The following is a 15,107-nucleotide window of genomic DNA, read 5'->3' as shown; positions in this document are numbered from 1 at the left end:
CACTCGTCAGCTTTTTTTTGTCTTATTTCTAGCACACATTCAATATACATTATATTTATAAATTGGTAAAATATGATTTTAGAAGTGTAAAGGAGGTGACAACTACTTGATGAAAATGAAGAAGACTACTTTCGCCATTATTTGTTATTTACTATTTTCTTTTTCTCTTTTTTCAAATGAAGCCACAATATACGCTGTGAAATTGCCAACGGCTCATCATGCGGATGAAAGCCTGATGACCAACGAAGAATTGAACGTTCTGAAGGAGCAAGGTGCTGTTTCTAAAGATGTGACTGTACAGCAATTCAATCAAGATTATGCGTCTTCCGACGATTCGATCGAATTGATTACAGCTGACGATGATTTGAAGAACTATGGCTTACGGCAAAATAAGCAGGATGAGCTGGTGACAGATGAAAAGCCGCACACCCTCAAGCACCTTTTAGGAAAGCCGTATCCTGGTACCGATATTATTCCTAAAAAAGGAGATATTTTGGTGACAACCACTGATGCTGTGAAGGGGTTGGTTGGACATGCAGGCATCGTCATTAATGAGAAAAGCTATGCTTCTATTCCGGGGTTTCGGCAGCATCCTCAACTTGATTCCATTCATAACTGGTTTCGCTATAGTGCCAATACAAAGGTAATTCGAATTAATCAAGAGGAGAAGGCAGATTTAGCAGGGGAATGGGCACACGATTATGTGAAAGGTCATCCGAAGGCTCGCTACTCCATCACCATGTCCATTCAATCACTGGATCCGACTTATTGTTCAAAGATTGTGTGGCAGGCTTATGGCAAAACAGGGGACGCTTTGGGACATGCGACTTTTACCATTAAGACACCCTATGGATTTTTAAAAAAGAAAAGCTATAAAACAGTAACTCCTAAGGTCATTGTGAGTGAAGGCCGTAAAATAGGTGAATTAAACTTTTGACATGTGACCCTCACTTTTGATGAAAGTGAGGGTTTTGAGTATGTTTATTTCTCGAAAAAGATATATTAATATATTTTTTACTGTGTTTTCATTCGGTTTTTCATGTACGAAAATCAACATTCACCGACGAATTTATAATAGGGAAACAAAAAAAGCAAACGTTTCATACTTTTTTTGATAGAATAGGAAGTATGAATGAATGAGAAACTTGTTAAGTTGAAAGTGGGTGACATCGTGGGAAAAATCATAGCGATTACCAACCAGAAGGGCGGCGTCGGGAAGACGACAACTTCTGTTAATTTGGGTGCGTGTTTAGCATACATAGGCAAACGAGTGTTGTTAGTTGATATTGATCCGCAGGGCAATGCCACGAGTGGTATTGGGATTGAGAAGGCCGACGTAGAGAAGTGTGTGTACGATATTCTAGTTGATGATGCAGATGTTCTTGATGTGATTAAGACGACAGAGGTCGAAAATCTTGATGTCATTCCTGCGACGATACAGCTTGCAGGGGCTGAAATAGAGCTTGTGCCTACAATCTCACGTGAAGTGAGGCTGAAGAGAGCACTTGAATCTGTTAAGCAGAATTATGATTATATGATTATTGACTGTCCGCCATCACTTGGACTACTGACGATTAATGCGTTAACTGCATCCGATTCCGTTTTAATACCAGTTCAGTGCGAATATTATGCGCTTGAAGGATTGAGCCAATTGTTAAACACAGTTCGTCTCGTGCAGAAACATTTAAATACCGATCTAGCCATTGAAGGTGTCTTACTGACAATGCTTGATGCCAGAACAAATCTTGGGATTCAGGTTATCGAAGAAGTGAAGAAGTACTTTAGAGATAAAGTCTATCAAACCGTAATCCCTAGAAATGTGAGACTGAGTGAGGCGCCAAGTCATGGAAAGCCGATTATCTTGTATGATCCACGTTCAAGAGGTGCAGATGTCTATTTAGACTTAGCAAAGGAAGTGGATGCGAATGGCTAAAGGTCTAGGAAAGGGTATTAATGCACTATTTAACAACGTAGACTCAAATGAGGAAACGGTTGAAGAAATTAAACTAAAGGATTTGCGTCCGAATCCGTATCAGCCAAGGAAAACGTTTGATGATGATGCGTTGTCTGATCTGAAAGAATCGATTCAGCAGCACGGTGTTTTACAGCCAATCATTGTTCGTAAATCGATTAAAGGATATGACATTGTAGCAGGAGAGCGCCGTTTTCGCGCGGCACAACAAGCTGGTCTGACAACAATTCCTGCGATCGTTCGAGAGTTTTCAGAAACGCTAATGAGAGAAATTGCCCTTTTAGAAAACCTGCAGCGCGAGGATCTATCTCCACTAGAGGAAGCCGAAGCGTATGCTTCCTTGCTGGATCATCTAAGTGTGACGCAAGAGGAATTAGCGAAGCGATTAGGGAAAAGCAGACCACATATTGCGAACCATCTCCGTCTGTTGACTTTACCGGATGATATACAAAAGCTGATTGCAAATGGAACGTTATCAATGGGACATGGCCGGACATTGCTTAGCTTAAAAAACAAAAAGAAGCTGGCGCCTTTAGTAAAGAAAATCGTGGATGAGGGATTAAACGTACGCCAGGTTGAGAAACTTGTGCAGCAGTTAAACGAAAATGTTCCACGTGAAACAAAGAAAAAAGAAGCACCAAAGGATCGAGTTTTGAAAGAAAGAGAGTCTTTCTTACAAAACTACTTTGGTACTTCCGTGACGATCAAGAAACAGAAGAAAAAAGGGAAAATTGAGATTGAATTTCTCTCCAATGAAGATTTAGAAAGAATCCTTGAATTGCTTTCTACGAGGGAATCATCAGAGTGACCATCTTGATACAGGATGGTCTTTTTTATATTCTCCCAGTGATATTTTGAATAGGTGTGAAGAGAGACCGGCTTTTTTCTCTCGTCCAATCCATTTGGTCAATGTGAGATAGACTTTCAGAAAGTGTATTGGCCATAGACATGACAAGATGAAGACGTGTGTTTTGGAGAACGAAGTATTCCATGAAACCACTCACATTGACGATTCCATTAATATGAATATCTCCTACCTCTGGCAGCTCTTTTTGCACACCAGCTCCAGGCTTTAACGGCCCATCTCCAATTTGGAAGGAACCGACACTTTTCACTCTTCCTAAACAGGCATCAACCGCTACAATAAACGGGTGTTTATGAGCTTGTTCAATTTCAGCGAGTTTTTCTTTTAAATTGACTGCATGCACTGGATCAGAGAGTGTTCCATATACATGAAGCTTTTTCAAATCTAAACTTGAAAGCTTTGTACCAACAAGTGGACCTAGAGAGTCGCCAGTTGAGCGGTCTGTTCCAATACAAACGATGGCAACGGGTCTTTTTCCTGCTTTCTGAAGATGCGAGAATAAAATACTTTTAAGCTGTTGAATGGCATTTGTATCCGTATGGGACACGTATTCTTTCACCCTATTTCTAAAAAAAAGACCGTTCTTGCTATTCATAGGTCTCACTTCCTTGTCATAGTAGTTAGTAACAGTATACGGAAACAAGCTTAATTCTATACCTATGAGGTGATGATTGTGTGGAAGGCTGGTTCAAGGTGGACGCTTTTAATTTTAGGAAGCTTAATAGGAGCGGGATATGCTTCCGGCCAGGAAATTTGGCAGTTTTTTGGCATTGATAGCGGACTAGCCATTCTACTGTTTACATTGATGTTTATGCTGTCTACCTATGTGGTGTTAAAAATCAGTTATGAGGTGCGTGCCGATCACTTTGTACCAGTGCTGGAGCGGCTTGTCGGTCCATGGCTGGCTAAGGTGTATGACGTGTTAATTGTCCTTTATTTATTCACGACAACGACGGTCATGATTGCCGGCGGCGGGGTAACTCTTGAGATGTATCATGTGCCTTTTTGGATTGGCATCGGCGCGTTCTGTTTGTTTTCATTTATGATTTTTTTCTGGGATGTGAAAGGGCTTTTATCTGTGAATGCTTTCATTATACCAATTTTGGTGGCAGGGCTCATCTATGCGTTTGTTTTTTATTATATGAACCATGATCATATGTGGCGGATTGATTTTGGACAGCAGTACAATTGGCCTGCCAGCATTGTCTTTGCTTCTTTGAATATATTATCCGTTGTGGCAGTGCTGTCTTCGGTTGGGAAAGAAATGAAGGGGCTTGGGGAAGCCAAAGTGGCGAGTATATTAAGCGGTCTCATTTTTGGTGTCATCTCGTATGTGTATAACGAAATACTGGTTGATATTTCTGGAAGCCTTTCAGCAGAGGGAATTCCTCTGTTTACAGTATTAGAAGGGGCGCCGGCGTCTTTGTTTGTGTTTATGACGGTTGTCCTTTGTCTAGCCATTTATACGACGACGGCAGCAGGTTTATTTGGATTATCCAGCCGGATGCTTTCTTTTGTACGAATGCCTCGCTGGCTGGTTGTATTGGTGATGCTTCTTTTGATGGCCCCTTTAACATCTCTTGGATTTGCTGATTTGATTGCTTTCTTGTATCCGATATATAGTTTGTTGAATCTTTATTTGCTCGTCTGTTTAATGCTGTATCCGATTTTAAGTAAAAAGATATTTTCTCGCCCTAAAAATTATATTGATAAAACAAAATAAGCACCTCTCTTTTTAAGAGCTGTGCTTATTTGATCTGAATTGAATCAATAGCTTCTTTGATGTCATCGTAGACAGGCATTTGTTTAAGACGCTGGAGGCGATCCTCTAATTCTGAAATGGCCTGTCCCTTTAAATGTAGGGAAATGTGCTGTTTGACAATGGTCGTCTGGTTTATCATGTCTTCTGTTTTAGCCAATTGATACTCCAAGTGCACGCGAGTATTTGCTAATTCGTCGTGCAGCCGCATTTTGAGCAGCCGTTTTAGATCTTTTCGCTGCCCTTCTCTGCGCATGGCCTGAATGGCGGCGATTTCTTCAGGAGACTGTGTTTGTGTGTGTGGTGCCGATTGATTTTCGAATACAGACATGGAGCGGCGGGCACTCACATTTTGCAAGAAACGCTGGGCGTCACTAGGAGGTTTATTTTGATTGATCATACGATGACTCCTTTCTTAATGAATACCCATTTGCACCGCAAGGCGTCTATCTGCCTTGGCGTAGTCATCACCCATTGTATACATATGTCTTGAAAGGGCAGAAAGCTCTTGTTCGTAATCTCTCAGGGTGTACAAGGCATTCAGTTGTTTTTCGTGTGAATAAAAGGAGGCATGGGTCTGTTCCATCCTCACTTCCTCTACGAGTGCTTCCACATCACTATGACTTAATAAATCATAGTGACCAAAGCCGACGAGTCCTTTGAGCTCTTGTTTTACATGATGAACGGCGTCTTTTACGCTTTCATCAATTCCATCGATTTTCTCAAATACAGTGTGCACTTCATGTTCAATAATACTTTGCAGATCATAGGATGAATTTTTCAGTAAATGGGATTTTATGATAATTTCAAGTCCGCTTTGTGCATATGCACGTCCAGAATGAATTTCTTGCAGCAGCATGGCTGTAAAACTTGTATTATGATCAAGCTGTTCATCTAAAATACGGGCAGATCCATTCGGATGGAATGAATATCCATTTGCTTTAAATTCTCCTGAAACGAGAGCTAAAAAAGCATTTGTATCAAAGGATTCGTTCCATTCTATATTCATAGATGCAAAAGCTGATTTTAAAAAGGTGTCTATTTCTCTTTTTTTGTATTTAACGGATTCTTGGACTGAGCCTTGCTGCTTTGGCGGTACGGTGTACTTGACTTGTCCAACCCCTTGATCATGACGATTGAGTAAACCGACGTAATGACTAGGCTGAATATATTCAGTCAACATGTGTGTATATTGACCCTGCTGCGCCTTTTGCTGAATCGAAGGCGACAGGCTGCTCCATATATTTGGGCTGTCAAAGGTAACGGCTTTTTTGACAGCTTGCTGTTCTGTTGCAACATAAGCACAAACAGCACCGGCAAGTGCTTGTCCAGTGAGATGGATACCTGCATTCGGATGCTTCTGACAGACTGTATCTATGTATTCCTTCCCTTTAAAAAAGACATGGTCTTGATTGCCATCAAGGGACTTTCTTTCAATTGGATAGGCATAGTCTGTTTTGAGCAAAGACTGTGCCGCGTTGTGTACATCTTGCTTAGATGTCACCGTCATTTGATTTGGCAGCGGACAGTGAAAAGCGACGATGAGTTCGTCTGATTGTTCCGGCTGCATCGTTAAACCATATAATTTTTGGTCGATCTTTAGAAAATCGTGGACAGTGAGTGTTTGCTGACCTATATCTATCGTATGGTGCTGCTGGTAATTGTCGATATTTCCAGCATGATCGGATATGATTTTATATTCTTTATCAGTTAATCTATCCTTTCGATTGACCATCGTACCTGCTCCCTCACATAACATTTATGCAGATATCATAAATCAAAAAATATGGAAAAACCACCGCGTTCTACCAATAAAAACCTTTTGACCTACAGTGTTTGTGACAATATTGAAAAAAAGCGGAGTTTAAGTAACTATTGGTCACAAATAAAATGATCTAAAAGAAGGGTTTTTTCTCTAAAAAAGAATAGGATGAACGATTGAAAGAGACTCTTTGTTTTGTGCATTGCCCTCCATCGCCGTTTTTTTGTACAATAGATTCAATGAAATGAGCAAGAGAGGTGAAGGCTGATGGCAGACAAAGCGTTTGGGTTACATGATGTTGTTGAAATGAAAAAGCCCCATCCATGTGGTGCCAATCGGTGGAAGGTCATTCGTTTGGGCATGGATATCCGTATTAAATGTGAAGGCTGCGGACACAGCGTGATGATCCCAAGAAGAGATTTTGAACGAAAAATGAAGAAAATTCTCGTCAAGCATGAGGAGCCAACTGCTTAAGTAGGCCTCATGCTTTTTTTATTAAATTTGTCTTTTCTACAGCAAAGCCAGGTGCAATTTCCCGTTTTGAAGCATTGATTTATTCTTTTTTACGATGTTTCTTCTATTGAAAATGCATGATGGTTAGCTTGTCTTTTCATGTAAACCTACTTATAATTGCTCTAGGTTCATATTACGCAGTATAACGAGCACGTTTGATATAGAGGAGATGAAAGAATGGCTTTAACAGCTGGTATTGTTGGCTTACCTAACGTCGGGAAGTCAACGCTATTTAATGCAATTACACAGGCTGGAGCGGAGTCTGCTAACTATCCGTTTTGTACCATTGATCCAAACGTCGGAATTGTAGAAGTTCCAGACGAGCGTTTACAAAAGCTAACAGAATTAGTGCAGCCGAAAAAGACAGTTCCCACTGCTTTCGAATTCACTGATATTGCGGGTATTGTCAAAGGTGCATCTAAAGGTGAAGGTTTAGGGAATAAATTCCTTTCTCATATTCGTCAAGTAGATGCGATTTGTCACGTGGTCAGAGCTTTTGCAGATGACAACATTACACACGTATCAGGTAAAGTTGACCCAGTGTCAGATATTGAAACGATTAATTTAGAATTGATTTTGGCTGATTTAGAAACGGTTGAAAAGCGTTTAACTCGTGTGAGTAAGCTTGCGAAGCAAAAAGACAAGGAAGCTGTAGCTGAATTTGATATTTTGGAAAAGCTGAAGGACGCATTTGAAGCTGGAAAATCTGCTAGATCGGTTGAATTTACAGATGAGCAGCAAAAGCTTGTGAAACAGCTTCATTTACTCACATCTAAACCAGTTCTTTATGTAGCAAATGTGAGTGAGGATGAAGTAGCGGATCATGACGGCAACGAATATGTTCAGCAAATCCGTGAGTTTGCTTCTGGTGAAAATGCTGAAGTCATCGTCGTTTGTGCGAAGATCGAGTCTGAAATTGCAGAGCTTGAAGGAGAAGAGAAGCAAATGTTCCTTGAAGAGCTTGGTATTAATGAGTCAGGGCTTGATCAGCTAATTAGAGCATCTTATTCTCTTCTAGGATTAGCTACGTATTTCACAGCAGGTGAGCAAGAGGTACGTGCTTGGACATTTAAAAAAGGAATGAAAGCGCCAGAATGTGCTGGAATCATCCACACAGACTTCGAGCGTGGATTTATTCGTGCTGAAACGGTTGCGTATGAGGATTTACTAGCTGGCGGAAGTATGTCTGCTGCTAAAGAAGCAGGAAAAGTTCGTCTAGAAGGTAAAGAATATGTAGTGAAAGATGGAGACGTCATTCATTTCCGTTTTAACGTATAGGTTCTTGTCATAGGCCAAGTGATTTGTTATAATATACAATTGTGAGTAATATAATTTATTGCTCCTTGCCCGTTTAGGGCCGCTTAGACCAAAAGGAGGTGCAATCAGATGAGAAAGTACGAAGTTATGTACATCATCCGCCCAACAGTTGACGATGAAGCTAAAAAAGCAGTTATCGAGCGTTTCAATAACGTGTTAACTTCTAACGGTGCGGAGATCACTGGAACAAAGGATTGGGGTAAACGTCGTCTTGCATACGAAATCAACGATTTCCGTGACGGTTTCTACCAAATCGTAAACGTTCAATCTGACGCTGCAGCAGTTCAAGAATTTGACCGCTTAGCTAAGATCAGTGACGATATCATTCGCCACATTGTTGTTAAAGAAGAAGTATAAATCATTGAAATATATATTTAAAGGTGGTCTTTCAATATGCTAAACCGTGTTGTATTGGTCGGAAGACTAACAAAAGACCCTGAGCTTCGCTACACGCCTAATGGTGCGGCTGTAGCCACGTTTACTCTAGCTGTGAATCGTACGTTTACGAATCAATCTGGAGAGCGTGAAGCCGATTTCATTAACTGTGTTACTTGGAGAAGACAAGCCGAGAACGTGGCTAATTTCTTGAAAAAAGGAAGTCTTGCCGGTGTAGACGGTCGTTTGCAGACAAGAAACTATGAAAATCAGCAAGGACAGCGTGTCTTCGTGACAGAGGTTCAAGCTGAAAGTGTTCAATTTCTTGAGCCTAAGAGCGGCGGTGCTGGTTCAGGTGGATACAGCGGCGGTGGCAATAGCGGAGGCCAGTATTATGGCGGGAGCCAAAATGATCAGAATCCATTTGGAAATGAACCAAGTCAAAATCCATATGGCAATCAAAACAACCAAAATCGTAATCAGGGAAATAGCTTCAATGATGACCCATTTGCGAACGATGGTAAACCGATTGACATCTCCGATGATGATTTGCCATTCTAATTGATCTGAAAAAATGACTAAAGGAAAGGTGTGAAAACAAATGGCAGGTGGACGCAGAGGCGGTCGTGCGAAACGTCGTAAAGTATGTTTCTTTACTTCTAACGGTATCACGCACATCGATTACAAAGATGTTGATCTTCTTAGAAAGTTTGTTTCTGAGCGTGGTAAAATTTTACCTCGTCGTGTAACAGGAACTAGCGCTAAGTATCAACGTAAATTGACATTAGCGATCAAAAGATCACGTCAAATGGCATTACTTCCATACGTTACTGGTGAGTAAGTCGTTGACTTAAAAAGCGGAGAGCCCCGAGCTCTTCGCTTTTTTTATTAAATAAAATAGATATTAAAAATTTAAACTGCTCAAGTGAAAATATATTAATTAGGTTTCCCATATTAGCATTTTTGTTTTATATTTAGGGTTTTCTATATTTTTGTTATATCTGTTGAGGAAAGATTGATTTAGATTTGCTGGGATATAACCTAGCCGTATCTTCAGTATATTTTCAATTACATACATTTTTTTGGTGGATAGTTTAAATTGTTCATCTTCTCCCTTCTGTGTATTTTTGCGAGTATTAGGCTCAAAAAAGAATGCTCTTGTTTTTCTAGCCTCTTTTAGAAGAAGTATCAGTTCCCATGTTGAAAATGTCATCAATTCTGGAGTTGTCATATTAAGATAGGCAGAATTGATTTCTCTATTTATTATCTGGATTCTTTCTCCGTCTTTTTGAATCTGATCTAGTGGTAAATTCATATCGCAAAAATCACAAAAGAAGAAATCCGTTTCTATATTTAGTTTTGTGCCACAGTATGGGCAGGTATTAGTCATTGTTTCTCCCCCAAGAAATATCTTTTATAAGAATTTTACCAGTAAACACTAAAAAGGAATACACACTAGATGGAATATTATTAACAAAATATTAGAGAATCGAATTATTAAGTCAATGTGAAGGGGAAGTATGTAAAAGTGACAGTTTATTCTATACAAATATGAGGTTGATCTGTCATATTGGTAGTCTAGAAAATAATTGTAGTCAGGGCGTGGGAAGATGATTGAATTTAAAAAGGTATCGATGCAATTTTCTGATGAGCGCTATGCCGTTCAATCTGTTGATTTGGAGATTCAGCAAGGTGAGTTTTTTGTATTGATTGGACCTAGTGGCAGCGGGAAAACGACGACATTGAAAATGATCAATCGTCTCATTACTTCAACAGAAGGTGAGATTTACATAAAGGGTCAAAAAATAAGTGATTATGATATGTATGAGCTGCGCTGGGATATCGGTTATGTTCTGCAGCAAATTGCGCTTTTTCCTCATATGACCATAGAAGAAAATATTGCTGTGGTGCCAGAGCTTAAGCAATGGAGCCGGAATGAGACCAATCAGCGTGTTGATGAACTCATGTTGATGGTCGGGCTTAATCCTGCTATGTATCGACATCGAAAGCCAGCAGAGCTTTCTGGTGGGCAGCAGCAGCGTGTCGGTGTGGCACGTGCACTTGCAGCTGATCCTGAGATTGTCCTGATGGATGAACCTTTTAGTGCGTTAGATCCACTAACGAGGGAGAAATTGCAGGATGATCTACTTGATTTGCAGCGCCGTATTCAAAAAACCATTGTTTTTGTGACGCATGATATGCAGGAAGCTATGAAGCTGGGTGATCGAATTTGTGTGATGAATGAAGGAAAAGTAGTGCAGATCGGACGTCCTGAGGAATTGGTTCAGCAACCAGCCAATGCCTTTGTACAGGAGTTTGTCTCAGGGGCTGCCCATCATGTAGGACATCAAGCATTTGAGCTGGAAAACTTGGCGCAACCGATGGCTCACGAAGCTCTTTTATCCTATGAGGCGGTCTCAGCACATGCCACACTGGATGAAGTCTTATCTCAATTGGCAAGGCACGAGGAATTGGCTGTAGAAAAGAATGGAGATCGGATAGGACTAGTGAACCGTCAAGCAGTGATTCAGTTTTTAGCTGATTCTCCTAGAGAGAGGGGCGATTCACATGAATGATTGGACTCGTGTGTTATGGGAACGAAAAGAACAATTGGGACACGCCTTACTTGAGCATATTCAAATTTCTTTTATCGCTTTATTTTTAGCGATTTTGATTGCCATTCCATTAGGTATCTATTTAACAAGGGTTCCAAAGCTAGCGGAGTGGGTCATCGGGGTGACGGCTGTCTTGCAAACAATTCCGTCGCTTGCACTGCTTGGCTTGCTGATTCCTCTCGTGGGGATTGGGCAAGTGCCTGCCATTATTGCGCTTGTGGTCTATGCCTTACTCCCTATTTTAAGAAATACATATACAGGCATTCAGGAGGTTGATCCTTCCCTGAGAGAAGCAGCGCTTGCTATGGGGATGAATCATCGCAAACGGTTATTAAAGGTGGAGCTACCTCTTGCGATGCCAGTGATCATGGCGGGTATCCGAACCGGGATGGTTCTCATTGTGGGAACCGCCACTCTGGCAGCACTGATCGGGGCTGGGGGATTAGGAAGCTTAATCCTGCTGGGAATTGATCGAAATGATATGTCGCTCATTGTCATTGGCGCGATACCAGCTGCCTTACTCGCACTCTTATTTGATGTGGTGCTGCGAACCTTTGAGAAAATTTCCTTTAAAAAGACGGTGATCTCTGTGACTGTTTTTGCTTTGATTGCAGGAGCAGTTGTCGCTTCCCCCTTGCTGTTTCAGCAAGAAAAGAAAGAAATCACCATTGGCGGGAAGTTAGGTTCAGAGCCTGAGATTTTGATTTCGATGTATAAGCTTTTAATTGAACAGGATACAGATATTCAAGTGAACCTAAAGCCCGGTCTTGGCAAGACGTCCTTTGTTTTCCAGGCTTTACGCTCTGGTGATATTGACATTTATCCTGAGTTTACGGGTACAGCGATTTCTGAATTCCTCAAGGAAACAGCAAAAAGCACAGATAAAAGAAAAGTGTATGAGCAAGCTCGGCGCGGATTAGAATCATCCTTTCAGCTCCGCCTTCTTGAGCCCATGGCATACAACAATACGTATGCTTTAGCCGTGCCGCAGTCACTGGCTGATCAATATGAGGTGTCTAACATTTCAGATCTAGGTAAGATCAAAAACCGCATAAAAGCTGGATTCACCTTAGAGTTTTCTGATCGTCAGGATGGGTATCGAGGCATTCAAAAAGCCTATCAATTTTCCTTTAACGATGTCGTGACGATGGAGCCGAAGCTTCGGTATCGAGCGATTCAAAAAGGGGATATCAATTTAGTCGATGCGTATTCGACAGATAGTGAATTGAGACAATACAAATTAAAGGTGCTTGATGATGATCAGCATGTTTTCCCGCCATATCAAGGAGCACCGCTGCTCAGGCAGGAGACATTAACTGAATTCCCTGAGATTGAGACCTCTCTCAATAAACTTGCGGGGCAAATCACAGACGATGAGATGAGAGAAATGAATTTTGAAGTCAATGTGAAGGGGAAGGATGCATTTCAGGTAGCGAAAGCCTATTTAAAAAAGAAAAAATTGCTGCAATAATCAAGGCAAAGCAGGGCTGTTTAAGGCAAAGCAGCTCTGCTTTTTTAAAAGAAAAAACAAAAATCATTGACATTTACTTAAAAACATCATATCCTTAATTCGAGATAAATATATTTTTTTGATCTAATATCTCGAATTCGAGATAATATAAAGACGTCAGTAAAGACATAATGAATAGAGGTTTATTACTTCATGATTAGGAGGTCATTAGAAGTGAAAAAAACAGAAGGAATTCACCATATTACAGCTATTGTGGGTCATCCTCAGGAGAACGTTGATTTTTATGCAGGTGTTTTAGGGCTTCGTCTCGTGAAGAAGACCGTGAATTTTGATGATCCGGGCACATACCATTTATATTTTGGAAATGAAGGCGGCTCTCCAGGGACCATTATTACATTTTTCCCTTGGCCGGGAGCACAAAAAGGTCAAATTGGTGCAGGTCAAGTGGGCGTGACGACATATGTCGTACCGACAGGCGCTTTCTCTTTCTGGAAGGATCGTCTTGAGCAGTTTAATGTTTCTTATGAAATGGTTGAACGTTTTGGTGAAGCTTTTCTCTCATTTGAAGATCCACACGGCTTATTGATTGAGCTAGTAGAGCGTGCGGAAGGAAAGCAAAACGAGTGGACATTTAACGGTGTCACACCAGATGTAGCGATTAAAGGATTTGGCGGAGCTGTTTTATTAACTTCGCAGCCGGAACAAACAATGCAGCTGCTAGAGCAAACGATGGGACTTGAAAGAGTCGGAGCAGAAGGAGACTATGTGAGATTCCGTTCGTTTGGCGAAATAGGCAATGTCATTGATGTGAACATCACACCTGTTCCACGAGGACGTATGGGTGTTGGAGTTGTGCACCATATTGCATGGAGAGCAACAGATGATCAGGACCAATTAGATTGGCAAAGACATATTGCACAAAGTGGGTATCAAGTGACACCGGTGCAAGACCGAAATTACTTCAATGCCATTTATTTTAGAGAACTTGGGGGCATCTTATTTGAGATTGCCACTGATCCTCCAGGGTTTGCACATGACGAATCAGTGGAAACAATGGGTGAAGCATTGAAACTGCCACCGCAATATGAGGCACAGCGCAGTCAGATTGAACAAATTGTACTGCCAATTGAAGTGAGAGAAGTTAAAGGGAAAGGAGATTCATGATGAAGCATCTTTTTCGAAAAGGAAAGAATGAACAAAGACCTGTCCTGTTATTACTGCATGGGACTGGCGGGACGGAAGAAGATTTATTGCCGCTTGCAGATTTAGTAGACTCTGATGCATCTGTTCTTAGTGTGAGAGGAAATGTATTAGAAAACGGCATGCCGCGTTTCTTTAGACGTTTGGCAGAGGGTGTATTTGATGAGCAGGATTTAATTAAGCGTACAGAGGAGCTGTATACATTTATCGGAGAAGCAGCCGATGAATATGGGTTTGATCGTCACAATGTGGTGGCAATCGGATATTCCAATGGGGCGAACATTGCTGGAAGCTTGTTATTCCATTATGGGGATGCTTTAAAAGGAGCCATCCTGCATCATCCAATGGTTCCAAGACGCGGGGTTTCATTGCCTTCATTAGCGGGGAAACAAGTCTTTATAGCAGCTGGTGAAAATGACCCAATGTGCCGTCCAGAGGAATCGCAGGAGCTGGAGCAATTGCTGCAGGGTGCAGGCGCATCGGTTACACTTCATTGGGAAAATCGCGGACATCAGCTAACGAGAGAAGAAGTCGATGCTGCAGCTTTATGGTATCGTCGTCAATTTTAAATAAGGTGGGGTATACAGGTGGGATTTTTACAGAAGCTTTTTGGGCAAAACAAACAAAAGGAGATGGATCAAATGGAAAACGTAAAATTAGCGATTATTTATTATAGTTCAACAGGTACAAACTATCAGATGGCGAAATGGGCTGAAGCTGGAGCAAAAGAAGCTGGCGCAGAAGTTAAAGTATTAAAGGTTGCTGAATTGGCACCAGAAGCAGTTGTAGCTTCAAATCCAGCATGGAAAGCACATTTAGACGAAACTAAGGATGTGCCAGAGGTTCAATTAAGTGATTTAGAGTGGGCAGATGCCATCATCTTTAGCATGCCGACACGTTTCGGTAACCTGCCAGCTCAAATGAAGCAGTTCTTAGATACGACAGGCGGCTTGTGGTTCCAAGGTAAATTGGCAAACAAAGCAGTCAGTGCGATGACTTCAGCTCAAAATGCAAATGGCGGACAGGAGCAGACGGTTCTCAGCCTTTATACGACAATGTTCCACTGGGGAGCAATTATTGCCGCTCCTGGATACACAGATGATTCCTTATACGGTGCAGGGGGCAACCCTTACGGTGTGAGTGTGACTGTTGACCAAAATGGAAAAATCCAAGAGGATGCAGAAGCAGCTGTGAAACATCAGGCAAAACGTACAGTGAATGTGGCAGAATGGATCAAAAAAGGTCAAAACGCTTAATA

General features: G+C 41.3%; 18 protein-coding genes. 14 read left to right on the top strand and 4 right to left on the bottom strand.

What is annotated here, in order from left to right; translation table 11 throughout:
- Positions 1-109 precede the first annotated feature (109 nt).
- The 3 genes from ACP69X_RS04800 (at position 110) to ACP69X_RS04790 (ending at position 2,780) form a co-directional block, all read left to right on the top strand.
- On the top strand, positions 110-937 hold the full coding sequence (locus ACP69X_RS04800; protein ID WP_073979349.1) for an orthopoxovirus pf05708 family protein: 828 nt from the start codon (positions 110-112) through the stop codon (positions 935-937).
- Positions 938-1,171: 234 nt separating this feature from the next.
- On the top strand, positions 1,172-1,933 hold the full coding sequence (gene soj, locus ACP69X_RS04795) for a sporulation initiation inhibitor protein Soj (RefSeq protein ID WP_008360890.1): 762 nt from the start codon (positions 1,172-1,174) through the stop codon (positions 1,931-1,933).
- A complete protein-coding gene (locus tag ACP69X_RS04790; protein WP_024424064.1) occupies positions 1,926-2,780 on the top strand; it encodes a ParB/RepB/Spo0J family partition protein in 855 nt (284 codons plus the stop codon). Before soj ends, ACP69X_RS04790 begins: the two co-directional genes overlap by 8 nt.
- A gap of 25 nt (positions 2,781-2,805) precedes the next feature.
- On the opposite strand, the gene yyaC is transcribed toward ACP69X_RS04790, so the two are convergent.
- Complete coding sequence (gene yyaC, locus ACP69X_RS04785; protein ID WP_073979347.1) at positions 2,806-3,432, bottom strand: spore protease YyaC; 627 nt, start codon at positions 3,430-3,432, stop codon at positions 2,806-2,808.
- A 72-nt stretch (positions 3,433-3,504) separates the two neighbouring features.
- Here yyaC and ACP69X_RS04780 point away from each other — a divergent pair, with 72 nt between their 5' ends.
- Positions 3,505-4,560 (top strand): YkvI family membrane protein, encoded by a 1,056-nt coding sequence (locus ACP69X_RS04780; RefSeq protein WP_073979346.1) that lies wholly within the window; start codon positions 3,505-3,507, stop codon positions 4,558-4,560.
- A gap of 25 nt (positions 4,561-4,585) precedes the next feature.
- Here ACP69X_RS04780 and ACP69X_RS04775 read toward each other — a convergent pair whose 3' ends face one another.
- Together ACP69X_RS04775 and ACP69X_RS04770 are read right to left on the bottom strand one after the other, a co-directional pair.
- Positions 4,586-4,996, bottom strand: a complete 411-nt coding sequence (locus tag ACP69X_RS04775; protein ID WP_041089382.1) for a hypothetical protein — start codon at positions 4,994-4,996, stop codon at positions 4,586-4,588.
- Positions 4,997-5,011: 15 nt separating this feature from the next.
- Positions 5,012-6,331: a hydrolase gene (locus ACP69X_RS04770; protein WP_426052478.1), complete on the bottom strand. Its 1,320-nt coding sequence runs from the start codon at positions 6,329-6,331 to the stop codon at positions 5,012-5,014.
- A 294-nt stretch (positions 6,332-6,625) separates the two neighbouring features.
- Here ACP69X_RS04770 and ACP69X_RS04765 point away from each other — a divergent pair, with 294 nt between their 5' ends.
- The 5 genes from ACP69X_RS04765 (at position 6,626) to rpsR (ending at position 9,404) form a co-directional block, all read left to right on the top strand.
- Positions 6,626-6,832 (top strand): DUF951 domain-containing protein, encoded by a 207-nt coding sequence (locus ACP69X_RS04765; protein WP_008347561.1) that lies wholly within the window; start codon positions 6,626-6,628, stop codon positions 6,830-6,832.
- A gap of 216 nt (positions 6,833-7,048) precedes the next feature.
- A complete protein-coding gene (gene ychF, locus ACP69X_RS04760; RefSeq protein ID WP_041089387.1) occupies positions 7,049-8,149 on the top strand; it encodes a redox-regulated ATPase YchF in 1,101 nt (366 codons plus the stop codon).
- Positions 8,150-8,257: 108 nt separating this feature from the next.
- Complete coding sequence (rpsF, locus tag ACP69X_RS04755; RefSeq protein WP_024424058.1) at positions 8,258-8,545, top strand: 30S ribosomal protein S6; 288 nt, start codon at positions 8,258-8,260, stop codon at positions 8,543-8,545.
- Positions 8,546-8,581: 36 nt separating this feature from the next.
- Complete coding sequence (gene ssbA / locus ACP69X_RS04750) at positions 8,582-9,124, top strand: single-stranded DNA-binding protein SsbA (protein WP_007497456.1); 543 nt, start codon at positions 8,582-8,584, stop codon at positions 9,122-9,124.
- A 40-nt stretch (positions 9,125-9,164) separates the two neighbouring features.
- A complete protein-coding gene (gene rpsR / locus ACP69X_RS04745) occupies positions 9,165-9,404 on the top strand; it encodes a 30S ribosomal protein S18 (RefSeq protein ID WP_008359105.1) in 240 nt (79 codons plus the stop codon).
- Positions 9,405-9,503: 99 nt separating this feature from the next.
- Here rpsR and ACP69X_RS04740 read toward each other — a convergent pair whose 3' ends face one another.
- Positions 9,504-9,953: a hypothetical protein gene (locus tag ACP69X_RS04740; protein WP_041089389.1), complete on the bottom strand. Its 450-nt coding sequence runs from the start codon at positions 9,951-9,953 to the stop codon at positions 9,504-9,506.
- A 220-nt stretch (positions 9,954-10,173) separates the two neighbouring features.
- On the opposite strand from ACP69X_RS04740, the gene ACP69X_RS04735 reads away from it, so the two are divergent.
- The 5 genes from ACP69X_RS04735 to wrbA all read left to right on the top strand — a co-directional run bounded on the left by ACP69X_RS04735 (position 10,174) and on the right by wrbA (position 15,105).
- A complete protein-coding gene (locus ACP69X_RS04735; RefSeq protein ID WP_041089391.1) occupies positions 10,174-11,139 on the top strand; it encodes an ABC transporter ATP-binding protein in 966 nt (321 codons plus the stop codon).
- Positions 11,132-12,649, top strand: coding sequence for an osmoprotectant update ABC transporter permease/substrate-binding subunit OpuFB (opuFB, locus tag ACP69X_RS04730; protein WP_269102968.1), 1,518 nt, complete (start codon positions 11,132-11,134; stop codon positions 12,647-12,649). The genes ACP69X_RS04735 and opuFB overlap by 8 nt, the downstream gene beginning before the upstream one ends.
- Before the next feature lie 192 nt (positions 12,650-12,841).
- Positions 12,842-13,813: a ring-cleaving dioxygenase gene (locus tag ACP69X_RS04725; RefSeq protein WP_039182911.1), complete on the top strand. Its 972-nt coding sequence runs from the start codon at positions 12,842-12,844 to the stop codon at positions 13,811-13,813.
- Complete coding sequence (locus tag ACP69X_RS04720) at positions 13,810-14,418, top strand: alpha/beta hydrolase (RefSeq protein ID WP_426052477.1); 609 nt, start codon at positions 13,810-13,812, stop codon at positions 14,416-14,418. The genes ACP69X_RS04725 and ACP69X_RS04720 overlap by 4 nt, the downstream gene beginning before the upstream one ends.
- A 72-nt stretch (positions 14,419-14,490) precedes the next feature.
- Positions 14,491-15,105, top strand: coding sequence for an NAD(P)H:quinone oxidoreductase (gene wrbA / locus ACP69X_RS04715; protein WP_034283654.1), 615 nt, complete (start codon positions 14,491-14,493; stop codon positions 15,103-15,105).
- Positions 15,106-15,107: the final 2 nt, after the last annotated feature.

Origin of the sequence: Bacillus sp. DC4300-2b2 (assembly GCF_049895685.1) — a bacterium.
Lineage (GTDB): Bacteria > Bacillota > Bacilli > Bacillales > Bacillaceae > Bacillus > Bacillus safensis.
This window is presented reverse-complemented; position numbering and strand designations above follow the sequence as displayed.